Genomic DNA, 21,422 nt, shown 5'->3' on the forward strand with positions numbered 1-21,422 from the left:
ATATTTATTCCATTAATAGCCCTCCCTGAACATAACAATTCAAAGGATCCAGGCTATGCGTGCACTTGGTATTGGTTTGATTGGCACCGGTTTTATGGGGCGGGCCCATGCGCTGGCGTTTCGTAATGTCAGCGCTGCGTTTGAACTGCCGGTGCAATTGCACCTTGCAGCGCTGGCCGATGCAGACGCCGAACGCGCACAACATTGCGCAAACGCCTGGGGCTTTGCCCGCGCCCATGGCGACTGGCAACAGCTGATCACCGACCCGGCCGTGGACATTGTCGCCATCACCACCCCCAACCACCTGCACTTCCCCATGGCCATGGCCGCCATCGCGGCAGGCAAAGCGGTGTATTGCGAAAAACCCCTTGCGGTCAGCCTGCAACAGGCCGAACACATGCACCTCGCCGCCAGAGTCGCAGGCGTGGTCACTCGAGTGGGTTACAACTATCAACACAACCCGATGCTGGTGCTGGCAAAACAGATGATTGAGCGCGGCGACCTGGGCCGCATCATCAGTTTTCAGGGCGAGTTCAGCGAAGACTTCATGGCCGATCCGGCGCAGCCCTGGTCATGGCGCTGCGAGCCGGGTCATGCCGGCGGCGCCCTGGCCGACCTGGGCAGCCATCTGCTGGCCATGGCGCGCTATCTGGTGGGGGATGTTCAAGCTGTGTGCGCCGACAGCCAGACCGTGCACGCACAACGCCCGGCCAGCCGCGACAGCCGCGAACTGCGCGACATCCTGATCGACGACCAGACCCACGCCCTGCTGCGCTTCAGCAATGGCGCGCGGGGCACGTTCAGCAGCAGCTGGCTCAAGCACGGTTACAAGAACCACCTGAGTTTCGAGATCAGCGGCACCCGCGGCACCCTTAAATTCGATCAGGAACGCCTGAATGAACTGCACCTGTGCAAAGTCGGCCAGGCAGGCTTTGAACGGCTTCTGGCGGGGCCGCAATTACCCGGCTATGCCGCGTTCAGCCCTGCGCCAGGCCATCAGTTGGGATACAACGAACTGAAAACCCTGGAAGTCCATGCACTGATCCAGGCCTGCGCCGGCAACCCCGCACCGGGCCCCGACTTTGAAGAAGCCTGGCAGGTAGAACGGCTGGCATCGGCCATTCGCGAAGCGGCACAGCAACAGCGCTGGGTAACCCTCTAACCCCACCCCAACCTGTAGGAGCGAGCTTGCCTCGCGAGCTCTTAACCCCAAAAGCTCGCGAGACAAGCTCGCTCCTACAGGGTTCTATGCAAGCGCCCTAAACAACGCTCAGCCTCAAGCACCATCTGTTGAATCACCTCATCGCAACTTTTCAGCTCGCCAATCGCCGCCGCCACTTGCCCGCTGGGCAAGATCCCTTCATCCGGCACGCCGTCCACCATTGAGCGCTGCAACAGCACCGGCTGGTTGGCCGCCATCACAGTCTGCGACAAGGCGCCCGGATCTTCCTTTACCGACTGGGCAAACACACTGAACATATGCCCCAGGCTCATGCCGGTCTGTTGCTTCCATTGCCAGGCACTGCCCAGCGCAATGCGCAAGCGGCCAAAAGCTCCGGCCTTTTCCAGACGATTGATAAAGGCATTTTCGATCATCCGGTGGCGCATCCCGTCCACCGCCAAGGTCACGCGAATCTGCTGCGCATCTTTGACTTTCACATAGCGTTCCAGGGTCGCCAAAGGGGTAGGCGACTCCCGGGTCATCAAAAACCGCGTGCCCATGGCAATCCCGGCCGCCCCGCTGGCCAATGCTCCGGCCAGGCCGCGACCGGTGGAATAGCCTCCGGCGGCAATCACCGGCACCTGTACCGCATCCAGCACCTGGGGCAGCAAAATGGTGCTCGGCACCCCGCCGGTATGCCCGCCGCCTTCACCGCCCTGAACCGTGATCATGTCCGCGCCCAGCTCAACCGCCTTGAGCGCATGCTTGAGTGCCCCCACCGTCGGAATGCACAGCACCCCGGCCTGCTTGAAGCGCTCAATAGTGTGGCGATCCGGCCCGCGCCCATAACTGACGGCACGCAAGCGGTACTCGATCGCCAGGTCCACGCACTGCGCCGCGTTCTCCTGGAACATATGAAAGTTGAGGCCGAAATTACTGCCACCGGTGGCCTCGATCACGCGCTGGATTTCGGCCTCCAGTTGATCGGCAGCGATGGTCGCCCCCGCCAGAAACCCGAAAGCCCCGGCACGGGTGCTGGCGATCACCAGATTGGCGTCCGCCACCCAGCCCATCGCGGTCTGCACGATGGGGTAGCGGCAACCCAGGGCGTCGGTCAGCGCCGTTTGCAGATACTCACTCATCGACGCTCTCCGGCAGCCGTCTTGTTCGCCTCGATCATGGCCTTGGCGTCGTAGCCACCGAGCTTGTCGCCCGACAGCAGTTCGTTGTGGCTGTGGGCGAAGTGGTGCCAGGCAAACACCGCATCCATCGCCGTGCGCTTGCCCTGCAAATCTTCGACGTGATTGATCGCTTGTTTGGTCAGTGCCAGCCCCATGCGCGGTTGTTTGGCAATGGCCGCTGCCAGCGCATAAGTGCCCGCCTCCAGCGCATCACGACTGAACAGGCGATTGACCATGCCCATCTGATACGCGCGCTCGGCGCTCATGCGGTCGCCGGTAAACAGAAACTCCTTGGCAATGCGCGGGTTCAGTTCGTAGGGATGGGCGAAGTACTCCACCCCCGGAATGCCCATCCGTACCACCGGGTCCTGAAAAAACGCATCGTCGCTGGCCACGATCAGATCACACACCCAGGCCAGCATCAGCCCACCGGCAATGCACGCGCCCTGCACCATCGCGATGGTCGGCTTGGGCAACTCGCGCCAGCGCCGGCACATGCCCAGATACACCTCCTGCTCACGGGCGTACAGGTACTCGCCGCCAGGCTTGTTGGTGTGATCCCACCACAGGTGCGCACGCTCAAACGGCTTGTTGATGTCGCGCCCCGGCGTGCCGATGTCATGCCCGGCCGAAAAATGCTTGCCGTTGCCGCGCAGCACGATGACCTTCACCGCATCGTCATTCACCGCCCGGCGAAAGGCATCGTCCAGCGCGTAGGTCATCTGCGAGTTTTGCGCGTTGTTTACCGTCGGCCGATTAAGGGTCAGGGTGGCAATCCCGTCCGCCACGCCATACAGCACCGGTTCTTCAGTCTCATACACAGCGGTATCAGCCCGCTGCACAAATTCGCTGTCGCTGTTCATCTGGAGTCCTTGCCTTCAGGCCTGACGAATGCCGGGTGGATTACCCTTGAGCGCGGCTGCGCGATAGTCATGCGGGTCCAGTCGACGGATCAGCGCCAATTGTTCCGGGGTAGGCGCCACGGTCTGCTTGATATCGGCCGCCTTGAGCAGCGGGAAGCCGGTATTGTCCTGCACCTGTTCAAAGCTCACCCCCGGGTGCAGCGAGCGCACCTGAACCGCGTGGTCCGGGCCGCCAAAATCCATCACACACAGGTCGGTGACGATCAGGCGGATGTCCATCAGGTCGCGGCGCATGCCTTCTTCCCAACGCTCTGGCTTGAACCCCACGCCAGACACCATGTCCACTTCACCGGACACAAATGCCCGGGTGTTATGGCTCGGCACGAAGAACGAGTTGATGTGGTTGATGCTGTTGCCCGGCAGGCCGCGCACCCCCAGCATGGCCACTTTGGGCTTTTGATAGTCGCCAATGCACGACAGATTGGTCTGGCCCCAACGGTCGACCTGGGTCGGACCGATCATGGCGTGACGACGTCCGCCCCACACGCACTCAAACACCCGCTCAAACGACAGGTAGCCCGAGTAACGCGGCACATAATCACCACGCGGCCCCAAAGGAACCGGCTCTTCCACCAGGAAGGCCTCGCTGTCAGTCATCAACAGTTCCGGGCTGTGGCTCAGTTTGGCCAGGCTCGCGCCCAGGCGCGGGATCACGCCCAGGCCGGAAGCAATCACTTCGCCGTTATCGCGCCAGGCTTCGCAGGCAGCCACGATCAACAGTTCGGCAAGGGTAAATTCGCAAGTCGCAGTCATGTTCATACTCCTCAAAACACTGGCAGCGGCAAAGCGCCCAGCCGGTCGGCACCGCCATTGCTGGCCTGGTAGGCGGATTCGCCCGGTGTCACAAACTCTGCGACATAGCCTTGCCAGCCGCCGTCTTCGCCGGCACTGGCGCTATAGCGCTTGAGATGACTCATGTCCCAGCCGTAATCGGACGGGCACGACGTCGGGTGTGCGCCAAACGGCGCATGCACCACACCACTGACCAGATAGCGTTCAAAGGTATTGAAGCGGGCCTGGGCGGCATCCAGGCTCAAGCGCTCCTCGATCCGTTCGCACGACACAAAGCACTGCCTGGCGGCACGGGCGAACAGATGGTCAAAATACGGGTCGGGCCCGGTGATCAGGGTGTTGCCCAAGCGGTCCGCGACGTTGACGTGCAAAAAGGCCATATCGAGGTTCAGCGCGGGCATCGCCAGCAGTACTTCACCGTCGTCATAGGGTGACTGCACCTGCTTGATGTCCGGGTTCAGGCGGCTGACATCGGTGGCCAGGCCGCAACGGGTCGGCAAAAACGGCAAACGCATGCCGGCGGCCCGCAGGCCCCACTGCAGCATGCCTTCATCCAGCTCCATCAGCTCCAGCTCACCGGCCTCGCGCGCCTTGCGAAAGTAGGCTTCCAGCGGGATCGCATCGAGGGTGGCAAAACCGAACACCAGCTTTTTGACCTTGCCGGCCGCACAGAGCATGCCCACTTCAGGGCCGCCATACGCGACCACGGTCAGGTCCTTGACGTCAGAGCGCAGGATCTCGCGCACTATTGCCATCGGCTTGCGCCGTGGCCCCCAGCCGCCAAAGCCGATAGTCATGCCGTCACGCAATTGGCCGACCACGTCTGCCGCTGTCATTTGCTTGTTCATGGGTTACTCCTTAACCGGTCTGTTACTGCTGGCCGACTGAAAAATCGTGGCCCCACAGGCTGACCCGGGTGAATTCAAAAGCGATGTGGTCTTGCCAATCCACCAGCAAGCCGCCATAGCCGTACTCCAGGTCAAAGCCTGAAGGGGTTTTCATATAAAACGAGGTCATGCGGTCGTTCAGGTGCTGGCCCAGCGTGGCCGACAGCGGCACGTTGTGCGCCAGGTGCCGGTCATGGGCACGGCCCACCTCGGTCATCGACTCGACCTCGACCATCACATGCACGCAGCCGGACGGCACCGGGTACTCGGCCAGGGCCAGGCTGTGGTGACGGCTGTTTTTGCAATGCAGGAAGTGGATACGGATCGGCGGCGCCGACGGGTCGGGCCGGAAGTTGAAAATGTCCGACAACTCGAAGCCCAGTACGTCCTTGGCAAAGGCCAGGGTGGCATCGAAGTTGGTTGCAGGCAGAACGGTGTGCCCCAGGCCCATATCACCGGTGATGAACCCCGGAACCCCTTGCGGGGAAACAAATGGCTGGCAATCGGAGCGATGGCCCCAGCTCAGTTCATGGCGGTTGCCCGAAGGGTCGGTGACGTGCAGCAACGCTTGCACACCGCGCTGATCGCATTGCTCCGGGGTACCCGGGCGCCAGCTGACATCGGCCTGATCCAGGGTTTCGATAGCGGCATTGAATGCCTTCTCATTGGCCAGCTCCCAGCCGGATGCCAGATAGCGTGACTCACCGCCAGGCACGATCAACATCCGGAACGGGCGTTCGTCCATCTTCACGTACAAACCGCCAGCGGGTGCTGCAGTGACCATCATCCCGAGCACATCTTCGGCATAACGCTGCCACTGTACCGGGTCGGCGGACTCTGCAACGAAGTAGCTCAAACCACGAATGTCGATCATGTGCCTGCTCCTCAAAGCCTGTATTTGTTGGCTTGGAGCAGTATGGGAAGGAAGGTTGCCGGGCTCATCGTCCGTTGAGACTAAAGCCATTGGCGACACTGCATAACCTCAACGCGTCGATACCTCATAACTGTAGGAGCGAGCTTGCCTCGCGAGCTTTTAGCGATAGAAAAGCTCGCGAGGCAAGCTCGCTCCTACAGGTCACAGGTCACAGGTAACGCGGGGATCACATATACAGAATCACCAGCTCATTGATCACTGACGGCCGCTCGCTGCCCAGCACGTGGGTGTTGAGTTCAAGGGTCAGTTGGGTGCCGCTTTTAACCCGTTCCACGCGCTTTACCCGCGCCCGTGAATGAATGATCGAGCCTGCCGGCACCGGCGCCGGAAAGCGCAAACGGTCCGAGCCGTAATTGACCATATTGCTGAAACCGGTGATCTCATAATCCAGTTTCAATTGCATGCGCGACTGCAATATCTGCACCAGCGCTCCATGGGCAATGGTGCCGCCAAACGGGCTTTGCTTGCGGGCCCGTTCCGGGTCAGTGTGAATCCAGTAGTCATCCCCCGACAGCAGGGCAAAGGCGTCGATCAAACCCTGATCAACCACAATCTGGTTGCTCCAGGGGCTGAACGTATCGCTGACCAGCGCTTGCAACGCCGCTTCGTCATCCAGTGCAATGCGGCGTACCGACGGCGCTGCAACCGCAGGCTGCTCGACTGCCGCCGGCAAGGCCTTCAGGGCCTGCGGGTCTTTATCCAGCCCGGTAAAGCGCAACAGCCGCGTCCCCTTGGCGTCCACCTCGGCGAACACCGGCTGCAGACGCATGCCGATCTTGACTTCAGACTCGTCCAGGCCCACCAGATTGCTGTTGATCCGTACCCCTTGAGCCAGCTCGATCACCGCCAGCATTTGCGGCATTTCATCGGCAAAGTCCGGCAGGGTGGCGATGCGCGTCACGGTAAAGCTGTACAACGTCGCCTCCCCGTTAACTTCACGCCAGGTCAATTCATGGGCCAGGCATTGCGGGCAATGCCGGCGCGGGTAAAAAACCCAGTGGCTGCATTGATTGCATTGCTGAATCAACAGGCGCTCGGCCTTCAGGCCTTCCCAGAACGGTGCAGAAATCTCGGTCGGGACCGGCATTGGTTTGTTGTTCGACATCGGATTCATGCTCCCTGAAGTATCAATGCGCCCTGCTCACTCATCACCCCGCCGGTGCCTGACACGTACACCGTGTCGCACTGTGCAAGCTGACGCTCGCCTGCCTCCCCGGCGATCTGGGTAACCGCTTCAATCACTTGCGACATGCCGCCGGCAGAACCGGCCTGGCCAAAACTGAGCTGGCCGCCGTGGGTGTTCATCGGGAAATCGCCACGCCAGGTCAGGTCGTGCTCGCGGACAAAACTCATGCCTTCGCCCTTGGCGCAAAAACCCGCGTCTTCCAGCGTCAGCAAGGCGGTGATGGTGTAGCAATCGTAGATTTGCGCGGCATCCACATCCGCAGGCTTGAGCCCGGCCATGTCGAACGCCCGGCGCGAAGCAGGACCGATTGGCGTTTGCACCATGTCGGCGGCATAGGACGGCGATTTGAAGGCCAGATGCTCACCGAAACCGGTGATATACGACGGCCGCTTGCGGGCGCGGGCAGCCACTTCCTTTGACGCGATAATCAGCGCCGCACCGCCTGCCACCGGCATCACGATCTCCAGTACATGCAGCGGATCGGCCACTTTCTTGCTTGCCAGCACTTGCTCAATGGTCAACGGCTGACCGTAAAACATCGCTTGCGGGTTGTACTGCGCATTAGTGCGCTGATCAACAGCGATTTTGGCCAGCGCTCGCGGGTCGTAGCCATATTGCGCGGCGTACCGCTGGGCAATCATGGCGTAGCCGGTGTTCTGGCCCATGTGCCCGTAGGGCAAGTCGAACTCGGCTTCGGGCGCACCAAAGGCAGTGCTGTGGCCGCCGAAGCGCATGGCCCGGGCCATCCAGCTCGGATCTTCATCCGGGCCCATTGGCGCCATGCGCGCAGGCAATACACAAAGCACCGCCTGGCACAGCCCCAGTTCGATGGCCGCTGCAGCGCGCCAGACCATGCCCACCGAGGTGCAGCCGCCAAGGTCGACGACTTCGGCAAAGTTAAGGCGCAAGCCCAGGTATTCGGCAGCCATGGCTGGCACGAACACCGAGGCTTCATGAAATTGCGGGCCGTTGATCACCAGCCCGTCGAGGTCCGAGGCCTGCAAACCGGCATCGCGCAAAGCTTGCGCGGCCAGATCTGCAACTTGCTCCAGATGGAACATGCGCGGCGCCGTGGCGTATTTTTCCGGTTTGTACTGAGCGCTGCCGACAATGGCCGCGTGACCTTTAAGCCCCATAGAATTCTCTCTTTTATCGGTTCACATTTGCCCCGTTGTGGGAGCTGGCTTGCCAGCGATGCAGACCCTGCGCCTTGTCAGACATGCTGCAGCGATCCAATCGCGGGCAAGCCCGCTCCCACAGGGGCATACCTTGATTAGAACGTGTACTTCATCGAAAACGTGGCGTAATCACGGTCTGCCAGCGGACGGTAGATCGGGTCCGGCGAGCCCAGGTACGCGATGTATTTGAGCGACATTTCCAGGTTGCTCAGGTACTTGAAGGTGGTGCCGGCACTCAGGCGGCGGTCACCGGCCACGCCGGAGATCGTGCCGGACATCGGCGCTGCACCGCTGAATACGTTGGAGAAGGTAAACGGCACCTCAAGGTCCCAGCCCTGGAACACACCCGGATAACTGAACGACGCACCCACGGTGTAAGCGCTGGAAGAACGGGTTTTCCAGGCTGAAGAGGTTTTGTAGGTGTAGTCATTGGACGGCTGAATCGCCCCTGCATACGCTGGAGCAATAGGCAGGCCCAACAGGTTCGGGGCACCTGATACATCGTCCACATCATCCACACGCACCGTAACGATTTCACCGGTCAGCGTGGTCTGGCTGGCCCACGGCATGTCACCCAGAATTCGCATGGCCGATAACTGCATCTGCTGGCCCTTGCCCCGGGTCGGCACTGGCCCCAGGCCGGTATTGACCATCACCGGAGCACCGTCACGGTAAGACCACTCGGCACCCAGCTGGTACTCACCCAACTTGGTGGCAGCACTGATACCGGTCAGTTTGATGTCTTCAAAATACTTAACCTTGTAGCCATTGGTGGTGAACGCGTACTGCCCGTTGCCCAAGGCCAGGGGTTGATAGCCAACCAGAGCCGTGGCCGGGTTTTTGTCGTGATACACCACATGGAACAACGACAGTTCAAGGTCGGTAGTGGGACGGAAGCGGATTTGAGCACCCCACTGGCCGCTGTTGCGCGGCTCGTCCGTACCCTGGTAATTAATCCGCGAGCCGTTGGCCCCGAGGATGAATTCGCGTCCGGGACCAATCACGTCAGAGGTCGACAGGTAGCTGCCCACTGGCGGCAATTCGGTGCCCTTCCACTCGTACTGCACATAGCCGCCCAGAGTGATTTTCGGGTTTATCCGGTAAGACGCCGAGAACTGCCCCACCGGCAGCAGCACTTCCTTGACCTCAACCCCTGGCTGCGCCGCCTTGACCGCGTCGGAGGGGTTTTGCACCCCGTTCACGCCCGGGTAGTAAAGGCTCTCGCCCCACGACTCGATATGCCGCCCGGCCTTGACGTCAAGCATGGTGTCGTTTTCAAAACGCCAGCCGCCGAACACATAAGCGTCGAGCAAGCGCGTGCGGCCACCGCTGTAATACTTGGTGTCGCTGGTGAATTCGTCGTTGCTCCCGGTTTTGTTGACCGTCGACGGCGAGTTGTTGTCGTTGGAGCGGTGATACACATCGTCATAAAAGGTACTGGCGCGCACTACGGCACCGTAGTTGTCCTTGCGCAGGATCATCTCGCCCAGTGCGCCCACACGGTTGGTGGTGAGGCTGTGTTGATCAAAGTTACGGTTCGGGTCATCGACGTTGATCCCCATCAACCTGCTGCTGGGGTCCCCCAGACGCATGCCGATGCCATAACTGGTGGTCACCGACCAGTCGATGGTCGTGCCGTCTTCAAACTCAATAGTGTCCCCAGCCCACACCGGGCTGGTGACCAGCGCAACGGCAACCGCCAGGCCGGTGACCTGAAAACTGTGCCCAAGACATTTATTGTTATTTTTATTGATCACTCTGCCTCTCCTGATTAGCGACCCGGTGGTCGCGTCGATGGGTTCAAGCGTCATTGCGTTTGCGGCGCCTATGCCCCTGCTCATAACAACTGAAGCGGGTCGAACTTCACGACTCCTGTCCGGGCCTGCAAATAGCGATGCAGCCCTCCCTGTTCCTCACGAACGAGCGCCCCCTCGGCCATAAGGTAATTGGCGTGCGCCAACGTCTCCCCAACTGCCATCAGCTCGTCAAAACGACCTGACAGCTTTTTAAACAGCACCCCCATCATCTCCAGCGCCGTGAGCGGTTGCGCACAGGCGTCGAGCAGTTGCTGCAAGTGGTTCAGATGGTGGTCACGCAGTTGATCCAGGCGCAGATGCAGGTTAAAAAACGGCCGTTCATGGGCCGGCAACACCAGCACGCTGTCGGGGATGACCCGCAACCGTTCGATAGATTCCAGCCAGTCACGCAGCGGGTTGGCCTCGGGCTCGATGACATACACCGCAATGGTCGAAGTGATTCGCGGCAACACTTGATCGCCCGAAATCAGCAGGCCGTCATCAGCGGCATACAGGCACGCGTGCTCGGGCGAATGACCACTGCCGACCACGACCTGCCAGCGTCGCCCGCCAATGGTCAGCTCGCTGCCATGACTCAACCGGGTGAAGCCGGCCACCAACTGCGGCCGAAAATGCTCGCCCTGGATCAGCGGCAACAACGAAGCCGTGCGCTCAGCACTGAAACCGGCCTTTTGATAAAAATCGACAAACGCCCAATCGGGTGTCTTCGCCCTCGGCGGGCCATGGTGCAGTGCTTCAAACTCGCCATGGGTCATCAGTACCGGGCAGCGAAAACGCTCGGCCAGCCAGCCGACCACACCGGTGTGATCGCTATGGTAATGGGTGCAGATCACCGCTTTGAGCGCCAAGCCCTGGAGCACCTCGACAAACACCTGCTCCCAGACCGCCCGGCATTGCTCGCTGTTCAGGCCGGTATCGATCGCCACCCAGCCATCGCCATGGCGCAGCAGGTACAGGTTGATATGGTCCAGGCCAAAGGGCAGCGGCATGCGCAGCCAGAACACGCCCTCGGCCACCTCCTGTACCTGCCCGTTGGCCGGTGCCTGCGGCCACGGGTAGCGCAAGCCGTCACGCCATTCGTGGCCTTGGCCGTCGATATCACTCATGGCTATGGCCCGCAAAAGGTGCCAGTCCGGCCCGGGCCAGCACTTGCAGCGAGTACGGCTGATAGGTGCGGGTACTTTCGTCACGCACAAACAGCGGGTCGGCAAACAGCCCCGGCGCATAGCCCTGACGCTGCAAATCAACCTTGCGCAACTTGAAGGTGCTGGTCATGTCGGCGGTTGCCGACACCCGTACAAACATCGGCGCGGCGTAACGCGGCAAGCGCGCTTCGGTCAGGTCGTAGAACGCCTGGGGATCAAAGGTTTGCCCGGGCTGCATCAGGATCGCCGCCATGCCTGCCCGGCCTTCATGCCCCGGCACATGCACGCCATACACGTTGATCAACTCAAGCCCCGGCAAGTCACTGAGGGTGCCGGCGACTTCCAGTGTGGAGACGTTTTCACTTTTCCAGCGGAAGGTATCGCCAATCCGGTCGACAAAATAGAAATAACCATCGTCGTCATAACGCAACAGATCCCCCGAACTCCAGTAGGCATCCCCGGCCTGGAACACATTGCGGCGGATCTTGCTTTCGCTGGCAGCGGCGCTGGTATAACCCTCGAAGCGCCCTCCGCCGATTTGCGGATGATCGACAATAAAGCCCATCGCCTCGCCCACTTCTCCCGGCTTGCAGAGCTGGTAAAAGCCATGCTCGTCCCGCGGATGGGTATCGCTTTCGACGTCATAGCGCACCAGCCGCAGATTGGTCCGGCTCCAGTCCGGCACCCGGCCGCACGAGCCCACGTAGTTGTCGACGTTGATCAGGTTGGCGTTGGCCTCAGTGGCACCCCAGCCTTCAAATACCTGGATCGGGCCGAAGCGCTCAAGCCAGCGCTGCCATGACTCAGCCGTCAGACCGGCACCGAGCATGTAGCGCAAACTGTGTTCGCGCTCCCCGGCCACCACGGGCTGGTTGAGCAAGTAGCGGCAAATTTCGCCGATGTACTGGAACACCGTGATGTGGTTGCGGCGCACGTCCTGCCAGAACTCACGCACACTGAACTTGCGCCTGACCACGATGCTTGCACCCACGCGCAGTGCGGTAGAGGTCACCGAGGTCGCCGCTGCACCGTGGTACAGCGGCAGGCAGCAATAGAACACGTCGGCGGCGGTGGCGCCCAGGGTGACTTCCATCACGTCACCCGAGGACATCCAGCGCATATGGCTGTAGCGCGCAGCCTTGGGCAAACCGGTGGTGCCCGAGGTAAAAATCAGCAACGTGGTGCTTTCAGCCGTAATCGCGGCGCGCACGTCACGGGCAAAAGGAGTCGGCGCAGCTTGGGCAATCTGCTCGCTGAAGCTCTGGTCGACACAGCCCGGTAACACGCGGTCGTGGGGGTTCTCAAGGTCTTCAATCAGCCACCAGGGCACATCCGGCAAGCCCTCTGTAGCCAGCAGGTTGTCCAGACACTCCTCACCCACCACCACAGCCTTGGCATCAGTGGTCTGCAGCGCATGCACCAGCGGTTTGCCATTGACCTGGGTGTTGATAAACGCCACCACGGCGCCAAGCTTGACCAGACCAAACCAGCAGAAGAAAAACTGCGGCCGGTTTTCCATGGCAATCGCGCACACATCACCGGGGCGCAGACCCTTGTCGTAAAACACGTGGGCCATGCGGTTGGCCTGCGCGTCGACCTGGGCATAGCTATACACATCAGTGCCGTAGATCAAAAAAGGCTGATCGGGGAAACGCTGTGCCTGGGCCTCAAGACGATCGGCCAGGGTGTACAGGTCTGACGGCTTGATCTGCGCGCTGGCGGCCGAGCGCAGGTCCAGCAATTGCTGGGTCTGTTCCCGCGGCACGGGCAGTTGCCGGGGTGCCCCGAGCGTACTGAAACGCGACATATCGTTCATGGCGCCACCGTTTCGCACTGCGGGTAATCGCTGTAGCCTTCAGGCCCCGGCGAATACAGGGTTTTGCGGTCGAAGCGGGCCAGTGGCAACCCCTGGCGCAGACGCTCGACCAGGTCCGGGTTGGCAATAAAATGCCGGGCAAACGATACCGCCTCACCCTGCCCAGCCTGCAAGGCCGCCTCGGCCGAGGCGCCGTCAAAACCGTCGTTCAAAATAAGCCCGCTGCTGCAATGACGCTGCGCCAGGGCGAAGGCATCCAGCTCGGGCAGGGGCGAGCGCATGATGTGTACATACGCCAGATTCAACGGCTCGGCCGCCCGGCACAGGGCTTCGGCGGTGGCCAGCGGGTCTTCGTCGCTGATGTCATTGAACGGGTTGCCCGGGCACAGGCGCAGCCCCACACGCCCGGAACCGATGGCCGAGGCCATGGCTGCCAGCACTTCGGCAGGGAAGCGCACGCGGTTTTGGGCACTGCCGCCATAACGGTCTTCGCGCAGGTTGCTGCCCGAGGCCATGAATTGCATCGGCAAATAGCCGCTGGTGCAGTGCAACTCCACGCCGTCAAAACCCGCTTCACGGGCATTCAAGGCCGCCTGACGGTACTCCCCGATCACCTCGGCGATGTCTTGCAGCGACATAGCCTGAGGCTCGTCGCTGTCCACCAGCCCGGCCTGATCGGTAAACAATTGAGTGCGTGCGCGCAATGCCGACGGAGCCACGGTTGCAGCACCTGCGGGTTTGTTCTGGGCGCAGGAAGCCCGGCCTACGTGCATCAACTGCAGCACGATCAGGCCGCCTTCGGCGTGCACGGCATCGGTCACCGCTTTCCAGGCTGCGATCTGTTCGGCGTTGTAGATGGCCGGGGTACGGCAATAGCCCAGGCCACTGGCGCTAGGCGCGGTGCCTTCGGCCACGATCAGCCCCGCCGAAGCGCGTTGACGGTAGTACTCGACCATCTCTGCGGTCGGCACCCCGTGCTGATCGGCACGGCTGCGGGTCATGGGAGCCATGACGATCCGGTTGGCCAGTTCAAGCTCACCCAATCGTACGGGTTCAAACAAAATGCTCATAACGGGCTCCTTAGCGCACGCGAATTTTCGGTGCGCCAGCCCCACGGCGCAGGGTGGCAAGAAACTGTTCGACCGGCGCGGCGGTTGCCACTTGCGGCAACTGATCCTTGTCCGGGCGGTTGGCCCAGAACTCGGTCCAGGACGGGAACAGGTCGTGGAATGTACCGGCGTAGGGTGCACGCCCCGGCCAGCGCATCTTTTGCGTGCCGATCGGCGGCTTGTTGAGGTCGCTGGCGTACCAGTAGCACGGCAAGCGGCGGCGGAAATACCAGCGGCCCTGCATGCGCTCGTAGTCATCCCAATAAAGCATTTGCATGGTCACCCACTCGGGGCCGGTCTCGTGCTCGTTCTTGGAATACACCACGCCCACCGCATGGTCAGGGTCAGCGAACTCAATCAGGTGCTGGCCCAGATGGTGCGAGGTGCCGTGGAACTGGTCGCGCAGCGTGTCGTCGACCCAGGCTTTGAGATGCGCGCGCCCGGTTTTTTCGCGACCGACACGGATGTCTTCGGCAAACAGATTGACGTGGGCATCGAGGTCGCGCATATCCAGCGACAACGAATATTTGCCGGCCAGCTGACGGATCTCATCAATCGACTCCAGTCGGTCAAGGCGGGCAAGCAAGGCGTTCTGTTCCATAAAAGTGTCCTTATTCCAAAACCGTGTACAGCTCGCTGCTGCGCCCGCCATCGACCGGCAAGCTGGCACCGGTGATGTACGAGGCTTCATCGCTGGCCAGAAACAGAATGGCGTTGGCCACTTCTACCGGCTGGCCGACGCGCTTGAGCGGGATCAGTTTTTCGGTATTCACCCGGGTCTTGTCGTCAGTCAGCATGCCGGCGGTGGCCGGGGTTTCGACGATGCCGGGAATCACCACGTTGCAGCGGATGTTGTGGCTGGCACCTTCACTGGCGGCCGCGCGGCTGAAGTTGATCACCGCGGCCTTGGCCGCTGAATAACCGGCCATCCACGGCGTGCCGAACAGCCCGCAGATCGAGGCAATGTTGATAATCGAACCACTGCCCTGGGCACGCATCAGGCCCATTGCCGTGCGGGTACCCCAGAACGTGCCGTCGACCGTGGTGGCAAAGTTGGAATGCCAGTCGGCGGTGGAGGTGCTGTCAATTGCCCCCCAGCTGTAGGCCATGGCGTTATTGACCAGAATGTCCAGCCGGCCATTGCGTTCGGCGGCGGCGCCAATGGCACCGACATAGGCGGCCTCATTGCTGACATCGGCCACCGCGCATTCAGCACGGCCACCGGCATCGCGAATCTGCGCCGCTACGGATTCCAGCGGCTCGATGCGTCGACCGCAGAGCACCACCAGCGCGCCCTCCTGGGCAAACCGCAATGCGGTTGCCGCCCCGATGCCCGAGCCTGCGCCAGTGATAAATGCAACCTTGCCTTGTAAACGAGTACCCATGCTCTGCTCTCCCCTGTCTGTGCCAGCCATCAGATAAACGCCATGCCGCCGTTGACCGCGAGGTTTTGCCCGGTGATAAAGCCGGCGTCGTCACTGGCCAGAAAGGCTGCAACCCGGGCGATTTCATCGGTTTCACCCATGCGGCCCAGAGGGATGGCCTTGAGCATGCTTTGCATCCAGTCATCGGGGATGCCGGCCATCATCGGGGTGTTGGTCGGGCCGGGAACGATGGTGTTGACGCGAATGCCATTGCCGGCCAGCTCGCGGGCCATGCTGCGGGTCAGCCCCATCACTCCGGCCTTGGCCGCGCAGTAGTGGCTTGGACCTTCGCCGGTCAGGGCCGAGGTGCTGGAGATATTGATCACCACACCCGGGGTGGCAGCCTTGAGCATCAGCTTCACGGCTTCACGGCTGCAGAAAAAAGTACCGGTGAGGTTGACCCCGATCACCCGCTGCCAGTTTTCGTCCGGGGTCTCGGCGAATGCATCAATGGAACCGATACCGGCGTTATTGACCAGAATGTCGAGGCTGCCAAAGCGCGCCTGGACCGCAGCCATGGCAGTGGCGACCGAGTCGCTGTCGGCCACGTTGCAACACACGGCCAGCGCTTTATCACCAAGCCCCTCGATGCTCTGGTTAGCGGCATCGAGATTGATATCTGCCGCTACCACCACAGCGCCCTGTTCGGCGAAATGGCGCACAATCGCCCGCCCCATGCCTTGTCCTGCACCGGTCACAAACGCAACTTTATTCAACAACTTCATGGTGTTTCTCCCGCCTGCCAGATGTCGGCCGCCCGTAAGCCCTGGGCGGTGTATGGGGCAATCATTGACTGCGGGAAAAAGCTGAACATCGTCCGATGGGACTAAGCATTGAACCCGTAGCCGCGGGCCCGCCCACACAGCTGGTCTGAATGGACGATGTCCCTGGCGACGGGTTCGTGGAATAACTCGCTCACTAGAACAAAACCGGGAGAACCCGTCGTGTCGATAACTTTGCGTCCCACCTGGCGAACTCACTACGCGTTAGGCGTACTGGCTGCCATCTATGTTTTCAACTATATCGATCGGCTGCTGATGGCCATTTTGATCGAGCCGGTCAAGGCCGAATTCGGTATTTCCGACACCGGCATCGGCCTGCTCTCGGGCGTGACGTTCGCGGTGTTCTACACCGTGTTCGGTTTTCCGCTGGGGCGCCTGTCCGATCGCATCGGGCGCAAACCGGTGATCGCGCTGAGCTGTATCGCCTGGAGCGTAATGACCATGTTCTGTGGTCTCGCCGCCAGTTTCACGATGCTGGTGGTGGCGCGGATCGGGGTGGCTATCGGCGAAGCCGGCGGCACTGCGCCGTCGATGGCCATGGTCTCCGACCTGTACCCGCCGGAACGCCGCTCCACAGCGCTGTCGGTGCTGATGCTGGGTTCAAGCCTGGGGGCGATTTTCGGCCTGGGCCTGGGCGGCTGGATCGCCCAGCACTATGGTTGGCGGTTCGCATTTATCGTCATCGGCGCACCGGGGATTTTTCTCGGCCTGTTGTTGATGTTCACCGTACGCGCGCCCAAGCCTGCGCAGCTGGTCAAGGCCAATCAGGTGACGCAAGCACACTGGGCGGTGACGGTGCGCGAACTGTTCCAGACCCCTTCGTTTCTATGGATCGTGCTCACTGGTGGCTCGGCGGCCATTGCCGGTTATGCCATCGGTACCTGGAGCCCCAGCTTTTTGATCCGCTCCCACGGCCTGAGCCTGCAGGACGCCGGGCTGCTGGCGGGCGTTGCGGGCGGTGCAGGTGCCACCTTCGGCACCCTGACCTGCGGCATCTTGTGTGACCGCCTGGCCCGCCGCGACAAAGGCTGGCAAATCGGTGTGCCACTGCTCGGCACACTGATCAGCATCCCTTTTGGCCTGGCGTATTTCCTCTGGCCGACCGGCACTGCGTTCCATGTCGGCACTACACCCGTACCCACTGCATTCCTCTTCTACGGCGTATTCAGCTTCTTCGGGACCTGGTGGGCAACACCCTGCCTGGGCGCCATTTCGCACCTGTTCCCGGCCACCCGCCTGGCGCAGGCCACTGCGATTTTCGTGATGGCCATGACCTTGCTCGGAGTGGGCGTCGGCCCGTTACTGATCGGCATGCTCAGCGACGGCTTTGCCCACACCCTGGGTAACGAAGGTCTGCGCTATGCACTGGCGTCCTGTATCTCGCTGCTGGTACTGGCCTCGATATTTCTGGCCATGGCGTTGCCGCGTTATCGCAACCATTTGAACAACACCCCTGCCCCTACGCCCCTGGCCGTAGCGGTCAGTGCCTGAATTTCCGGAGATAAAGTGATGACTGAACAAGACCTGCCACTGCCCGTTGGCCACTTCGTGACACTGGATAGCGGCCTGCGCCTGCACTTTCTCGATGAAGGCAGCGGCCCGGTAGTGCTCTGGCTGCACGGCAGCGGCCCGGGTGCCAGTGGCTACAGCAACTTCAAAGGCAACTACCCGCAATTTGTCGCCGCCGGCTTTCGCAACCTGGTGGTGGATTTACCGGGCTTCGGGCGCTCCGACAAACCTGAAGACGCGCAGTACAACCTGGACTTTTTCGTTAACGCGATATCGGGTTTTCTCAAGGCGGTAGGTGTCAAGCGCGCCACCCTGCTCGGCAACTCCCTGGGCGGTGCAATTGCCCTGGGCCTGGCGCTGGCCGAGCCCGAGCGGGTCGAGAAGCTGATTCTGATGGCCCCCGGCGGCGTCGAAGATCGAGAAACCTACTTCAAGATGGTCGGTATTCAGCGCATGGTCGAGCTGTACAACGCCGGGCCACTGGGCATCGAACAGATGCGCCGGATCATGAGCCTGCAACTGTTCGACAGCTCGCAACTGGAAGACAGCCTGCTGGCTGAACGCGTGGCCGTGGCCGTGCACCAGCCGCGCAATCTGTTCACCACCATGATGGTGCCGAACATGACCGAGCGCCTTGAAGAGCTGCAAGTGCCGATCCTCGGTTTCTGGGGCTCTGACGACAACTTCAACCCGGCCAGCGGCGCGCTCAAAGTACTCAAGCATGCACCGAACGCGCGCTTTATCATGCTCAACCGCTGCGGCCACTGGGTCCAGGTTGAGCACCGTGAGTTGTTCAACAAGGCGTGCCTGGACTTCCTGAAAAACTGAACAGGCAACATTGACGGCGGCCTGCGGGTCGCCCTCAGCCCTTCTTATCCCGCTCGGACTGAAAAACAACAATGACAAAATTCTCTCAGTTGCTGGCACCCGGTCGCATTGGTTCAATCGAACTGCGCAACCGCATCATCATGGCGCCCATGGGCTCCAACTATGCCGAAGCCGATGGCCACTGTGGCGAAAGGATTCAGGCTTACTACGAAGCCAGGGCCCGAGGCGGTGCAGGACTGCTGATCATGGGCGTGTGCTCGGTGGCGTTCCCGGCGGGCACCGCAGAGCCGTACCAGGTCGGCGTGTCCAGCGATGACTTTATTCCAGGCCTGAGCCGACTGGCCGAGCGCGTCCATCGCCACGGCGCGAAAATCGCCATGCAGTTGCAGCACGCGGGCAAGACCTCGGTTCGCGATATGGCCGAAGGCCGGCAACTGTGGGTACCGTCGGTGCCACCGGTGCTGCAAAGCGACATGATGGCGGCCCTCACACCCGAGGAGCTGGCCAACTTCGTCAGCTCCATGAAGCGCCGCGCCGAAGGCTCACCGATCCGCGTAATGGACAGTGCCGACATTGCGCAAATGATTGACTGGTTTGCCGACGCGGCCGATCGCGCCAAACGCGCCGGTTTCGACGGGGTTGAGCTGCACGCCGCCCACGGCTATATCATCGCCGGCTTTCTGTCGGGCTATTACAACCAGCGTGACGACGAATACGGCGGGTCGCTGGAAAACCGCGCTCGGCTGCTGCTGCAGATCATTGCCGCGGTGCGGGCCAAAGTCGGTTCGCAATTTGGCGTATGGCTGCGTCTGGACGCCGAAGAGCTGCATACCCCCGGCGGCATCAGCCTGGATGACGCCAAGGCGGTGGCGCGCATGGCCGAAGCCGCAGGCGTGGATGCGGTCAGTGTGTCTGCCAGTGCCCGGATTACCAGCGGCGTGGTGTTCACCGAAGCCCCGCTGGTGCATCAGCCCGGCGGGTTCATGGAGTGGACGGCGGCTATCAAGCGCAGTGTGCAGATACCGGTGATTGCCGTAGGCCGTATCGAGCCGCAAGCCGGTGAGGCCGCCCTGAAGCGCGGCGACTGCGACTTTATCGCCATGGCCCGCAAGCTGCTGGCCGATCCCGAGCTACCGAACAAACTGCTCAATGATCAGGAAAACACCATCCGCCCGTGCATCTACTGCTACGTGTGTGTGAGCCAGATTTTCATCAATGAGCGGGTCAAGTGCGCGGTCAACCCCATGACCGGGCATGAATTCGAATACGTCATCAGCCCCGCCGCCACCCCCCGGCACATTGCGGTTATCGGCGCCGGACCGGCCGGTATGGAGGCCGCCCGTATCGCCGCCCTGCGCGGACACCGGGTAACCCTGCTGGAACGCAGCGACCGGCTGGGTGGCACCTTGTTCTTTGCCGGGCTGGCCTACGCCGAAAACGCCCGCCTGCTGGACAACCTCAAGGTCCAGGTGCAGCAGTCTTCGATTGATATCCGCCTCAACACGGTGGCCAGCCCTGCCCTGCTCCGCGACCTGGGCGCCGATCAGGTGCTGGTGGCGGTCGGCGCCGAACGCGCGGCGCCGGACATCCCCGGCGCCGATCAGGACCACGTCTGGAGCGGTGACGAACTGCGGCGCTTGATGACCGGCGACCGCGCGGAAGAAATTGCCAAACGCAAATTGTCCTTCACCCAGCGCACCCTGATGAAAGCCGGGAGTCTGGCGGGCGTCACCGACAGCAGTGAAGCCATGCAAAAGCTGTCACGGGTATGGATGCCCCTGGGCAAGCGCGTAACCATCATCGGCGGCGGTCTGGTTGGCCTGGAACTGGCGGAGTTCCTGATTGCCCGCGGGCGCCAGGTGACCGTACTCGAAAGCGGTACCCATCTTGGCCGCGAACTGGCGATCGTGCGCCGCTGGCGGGTCCTGCACGAGATACGCGTGCATGGCGGCCAGTTGCTCACCGGGGCCAGTGTCACGGCCATTGAAGGCAACCGCGTACGCTATCAACTGGCAGATGGCAGCACAGGACAGAGCGAGGCCGACTCAGTGGTACTGGCCATTGGCGCGCAACCCGACACCCGCTTGCTCGATGAACTGACCCGCGCCGGTTTGCCGGCCAGCAGCATTGGTGACTGCCACAGCATTGGCTATATCGAAGGCGCAATCAGCGCCGGGCACAAGGCCGGGCGCGAAGCCTGAACACTCCGGGGGCGGCATCTCGCCCCCGGCATTGATCTGTTCTACCTCCTGAGTGCAGCTATAGTGCTCACTCTCAAGGAGATGAGCATGACTACCGACAACCGCCCCTACAAAATCGACAACATCGAATTCAACGTCCACGACATTGAGCGCAGCAAAGCCTTCTATGGCGCCGTGTTTGGCTGGACCTTCACTGACTATGGCCCTGCCTATACCGAGTTCAGCGACGGTCGCCTGAGCGGCGGCTTCACCACCGGTGAACCGGTGCGTGCGGGTGGCCCGCTGATCATTCTCTACGCCGACGACCTGGCCCTGGCCCGACAGGCCATCACCCGGGCCGGTGGCAGCATCTGCCGCCCCGAATTCAGCTTCCCCGGCGGCAGCCGCTTTCACTTCACCGACCTGGACGGCTATGAACTGGCGGTCTGGACCCATGGCTAACATGTAAAACTGCGCCAGGACCATCGCTGGCAAGCCAGCTCCCACAAGTTCTGCCCCCCCTACACCCCCAAAGCTGGTGGGAGCTGGCTTGCCAGCGATGAAGGCAA

General features: G+C 61.6%; 19 protein-coding genes. 5 read left to right on the plus strand and 14 right to left on the minus strand.

What is annotated here, in order from left to right; all coding sequences use genetic code 11:
• Positions 1–55: 55 nt before the first annotated feature.
• Complete coding sequence (locus ACP7BO_RS11130; protein ID WP_426210314.1) at positions 56–1,162, plus strand: Gfo/Idh/MocA family protein; 1,107 nt, start codon at positions 56–58, stop codon at positions 1,160–1,162.
• A 74-nt stretch (positions 1,163–1,236) separates the two neighbouring features.
• On the opposite strand, the gene ACP7BO_RS11135 is transcribed toward ACP7BO_RS11130, so the two are convergent.
• The 14 genes from ACP7BO_RS11135 to ACP7BO_RS11200 all read right to left on the minus strand — a co-directional run bounded on the left by ACP7BO_RS11135 (position 1,237) and on the right by ACP7BO_RS11200 (position 16,279).
• A complete protein-coding gene (locus ACP7BO_RS11135; RefSeq protein ID WP_426210316.1) occupies positions 1,237–2,304 on the minus strand; it encodes an NAD(P)H-dependent flavin oxidoreductase in 1,068 nt (355 codons plus the stop codon).
• Positions 2,301–3,206, minus strand: coding sequence for an enoyl-CoA hydratase (locus tag ACP7BO_RS11140; RefSeq protein ID WP_073510425.1), 906 nt, complete (start codon positions 3,204–3,206; stop codon positions 2,301–2,303). Before ACP7BO_RS11140 ends, ACP7BO_RS11135 begins: the two co-directional genes overlap by 4 nt.
• 15 nt (positions 3,207–3,221) lie before the next feature.
• On the minus strand, positions 3,222–4,019 hold the full coding sequence (locus ACP7BO_RS11145) for a CoA-transferase subunit beta (RefSeq protein WP_397456643.1): 798 nt from the start codon (positions 4,017–4,019) through the stop codon (positions 3,222–3,224).
• An 11-nt stretch (positions 4,020–4,030) separates the two neighbouring features.
• Positions 4,031–4,906 carry a CoA transferase subunit A gene (locus ACP7BO_RS11150; RefSeq protein ID WP_073510429.1) on the minus strand — a complete coding sequence of 292 codons (876 nt, stop codon included), beginning with the start codon at positions 4,904–4,906 and terminating at the stop codon, positions 4,031–4,033.
• Between the two features lie 22 nt (positions 4,907–4,928).
• Positions 4,929–5,819, minus strand: a complete 891-nt coding sequence (locus ACP7BO_RS11155; protein WP_426210319.1) for a VOC family protein — start codon at positions 5,817–5,819, stop codon at positions 4,929–4,931.
• A gap of 226 nt (positions 5,820–6,045) precedes the next feature.
• Positions 6,046–6,984: an OB-fold domain-containing protein gene (locus ACP7BO_RS11160; protein WP_426210321.1), complete on the minus strand. Its 939-nt coding sequence runs from the start codon at positions 6,982–6,984 to the stop codon at positions 6,046–6,048.
• A gap of 5 nt (positions 6,985–6,989) precedes the next feature.
• Positions 6,990–8,201: a thiolase family protein gene (locus tag ACP7BO_RS11165; RefSeq protein ID WP_073510435.1), complete on the minus strand. Its 1,212-nt coding sequence runs from the start codon at positions 8,199–8,201 to the stop codon at positions 6,990–6,992.
• Between the two features lie 137 nt (positions 8,202–8,338).
• A complete protein-coding gene (locus ACP7BO_RS11170; RefSeq protein ID WP_397456639.1) occupies positions 8,339–10,000 on the minus strand; it encodes a DUF1302 domain-containing protein in 1,662 nt (553 codons plus the stop codon).
• Positions 10,001–10,080: 80 nt separating this feature from the next.
• On the minus strand, positions 10,081–11,166 hold the full coding sequence (locus tag ACP7BO_RS11175; protein WP_426210323.1) for an MBL fold metallo-hydrolase: 1,086 nt from the start codon (positions 11,164–11,166) through the stop codon (positions 10,081–10,083).
• Complete coding sequence (locus ACP7BO_RS11180) at positions 11,159–13,021, minus strand: long-chain-acyl-CoA synthetase (RefSeq protein ID WP_426210325.1); 1,863 nt, start codon at positions 13,019–13,021, stop codon at positions 11,159–11,161. The genes ACP7BO_RS11175 and ACP7BO_RS11180 overlap by 8 nt, the downstream gene beginning before the upstream one ends.
• Entirely contained in the window at positions 13,018–14,091 is a 1,074-nt protein-coding gene (locus tag ACP7BO_RS11185; RefSeq protein WP_426210327.1) for an alkene reductase, read from the minus strand. Before ACP7BO_RS11185 ends, ACP7BO_RS11180 begins: the two co-directional genes overlap by 4 nt.
• Before the next feature lie 10 nt (positions 14,092–14,101).
• On the minus strand, positions 14,102–14,731 hold the full coding sequence (locus ACP7BO_RS11190) for a nuclear transport factor 2 family protein (RefSeq protein WP_426210329.1): 630 nt from the start codon (positions 14,729–14,731) through the stop codon (positions 14,102–14,104).
• Between the two features lie 10 nt (positions 14,732–14,741).
• Complete coding sequence (locus tag ACP7BO_RS11195) at positions 14,742–15,515, minus strand: SDR family NAD(P)-dependent oxidoreductase (RefSeq protein ID WP_426210331.1); 774 nt, start codon at positions 15,513–15,515, stop codon at positions 14,742–14,744.
• Positions 15,516–15,544: 29 nt separating this feature from the next.
• On the minus strand, positions 15,545–16,279 hold the full coding sequence (locus tag ACP7BO_RS11200) for an SDR family NAD(P)-dependent oxidoreductase (RefSeq protein WP_397456632.1): 735 nt from the start codon (positions 16,277–16,279) through the stop codon (positions 15,545–15,547).
• Positions 16,280–16,498: 219 nt separating this feature from the next.
• Between ACP7BO_RS11200 and ACP7BO_RS11205 the strand changes: the two genes are divergently transcribed.
• The 4 genes from ACP7BO_RS11205 (at position 16,499) to ACP7BO_RS11220 (ending at position 21,315) form a co-directional block, all read left to right on the plus strand.
• Positions 16,499–17,827 (plus strand): spinster family MFS transporter, encoded by a 1,329-nt coding sequence (locus ACP7BO_RS11205; protein WP_397456631.1) that lies wholly within the window; start codon positions 16,499–16,501, stop codon positions 17,825–17,827.
• 18 nt (positions 17,828–17,845) lie between these two features.
• Positions 17,846–18,673 carry an alpha/beta fold hydrolase gene (locus tag ACP7BO_RS11210; protein WP_073510446.1) on the plus strand — a complete coding sequence of 276 codons (828 nt, stop codon included), beginning with the start codon at positions 17,846–17,848 and terminating at the stop codon, positions 18,671–18,673.
• 71 nt (positions 18,674–18,744) lie between these two features.
• Entirely contained in the window at positions 18,745–20,874 is a 2,130-nt protein-coding gene (locus ACP7BO_RS11215; RefSeq protein WP_426210334.1) for an FAD-dependent oxidoreductase, read from the plus strand.
• Between the two features lie 87 nt (positions 20,875–20,961).
• A complete protein-coding gene (locus tag ACP7BO_RS11220; RefSeq protein WP_060692194.1) occupies positions 20,962–21,315 on the plus strand; it encodes a VOC family protein in 354 nt (117 codons plus the stop codon).
• Positions 21,316–21,422 lie beyond the last annotated feature (107 nt).

The sequence above is a fragment of the Pseudomonas sp. TWR2-1-1 genome, from assembly GCF_049897045.1.
Lineage (GTDB): Bacteria > Pseudomonadota > Gammaproteobacteria > Pseudomonadales > Pseudomonadaceae > Aquipseudomonas > Aquipseudomonas versuta.

Coding starts and splice junctions, on each gene's coding strand:
- ACP7BO_RS11145 (WP_397456643.1), bottom strand. CDS start 4,019: ATGACTGCGACTTGCGAATTTACCCTTGCCGAACTGTTGATCGTGGCT.
- ACP7BO_RS11195 (WP_426210331.1), bottom strand. CDS start 15,515: ATGGGTACTCGTTTACAAGGCAAGGTTGCATTTATCACTGGCGCAGGC.
- ACP7BO_RS11180 (WP_426210325.1), bottom strand. CDS start 13,021: ATGAACGATATGTCGCGTTTCAGTACGCTCGGGGCACCCCGGCAACTG.
- ACP7BO_RS11130 (WP_426210314.1), top strand. CDS start 56: ATGCGTGCACTTGGTATTGGTTTGATTGGCACCGGTTTTATGGGGCGG.
- ACP7BO_RS11165 (WP_073510435.1), bottom strand. CDS start 8,201: ATGGGGCTTAAAGGTCACGCGGCCATTGTCGGCAGCGCTCAGTACAAA.
- ACP7BO_RS11135 (WP_426210316.1), bottom strand. CDS start 2,304: ATGAGTGAGTATCTGCAAACGGCGCTGACCGACGCCCTGGGTTGCCGC.
- ACP7BO_RS11175 (WP_426210323.1), bottom strand. CDS start 11,166: ATGAGTGATATCGACGGCCAAGGCCACGAATGGCGTGACGGCTTGCGC.
- ACP7BO_RS11210 (WP_073510446.1), top strand. CDS start 17,846: ATGACTGAACAAGACCTGCCACTGCCCGTTGGCCACTTCGTGACACTG.
- ACP7BO_RS11220 (WP_060692194.1), top strand. CDS start 20,962: ATGACTACCGACAACCGCCCCTACAAAATCGACAACATCGAATTCAAC.
- ACP7BO_RS11190 (WP_426210329.1), bottom strand. CDS start 14,731: ATGGAACAGAACGCCTTGCTTGCCCGCCTTGACCGACTGGAGTCGATT.
- ACP7BO_RS11215 (WP_426210334.1), top strand. CDS start 18,745: ATGACAAAATTCTCTCAGTTGCTGGCACCCGGTCGCATTGGTTCAATC.
- ACP7BO_RS11160 (WP_426210321.1), bottom strand. CDS start 6,984: ATGTCGAACAACAAACCAATGCCGGTCCCGACCGAGATTTCTGCACCG.
- ACP7BO_RS11140 (WP_073510425.1), bottom strand. CDS start 3,206: ATGAACAGCGACAGCGAATTTGTGCAGCGGGCTGATACCGCTGTGTAT.
- ACP7BO_RS11150 (WP_073510429.1), bottom strand. CDS start 4,906: ATGAACAAGCAAATGACAGCGGCAGACGTGGTCGGCCAATTGCGTGAC.
- ACP7BO_RS11155 (WP_426210319.1), bottom strand. CDS start 5,819: ATGATCGACATTCGTGGTTTGAGCTACTTCGTTGCAGAGTCCGCCGAC.
- ACP7BO_RS11200 (WP_397456632.1), bottom strand. CDS start 16,279: ATGAAGTTGTTGAATAAAGTTGCGTTTGTGACCGGTGCAGGACAAGGC.
- ACP7BO_RS11185 (WP_426210327.1), bottom strand. CDS start 14,091: ATGAGCATTTTGTTTGAACCCGTACGATTGGGTGAGCTTGAACTGGCC.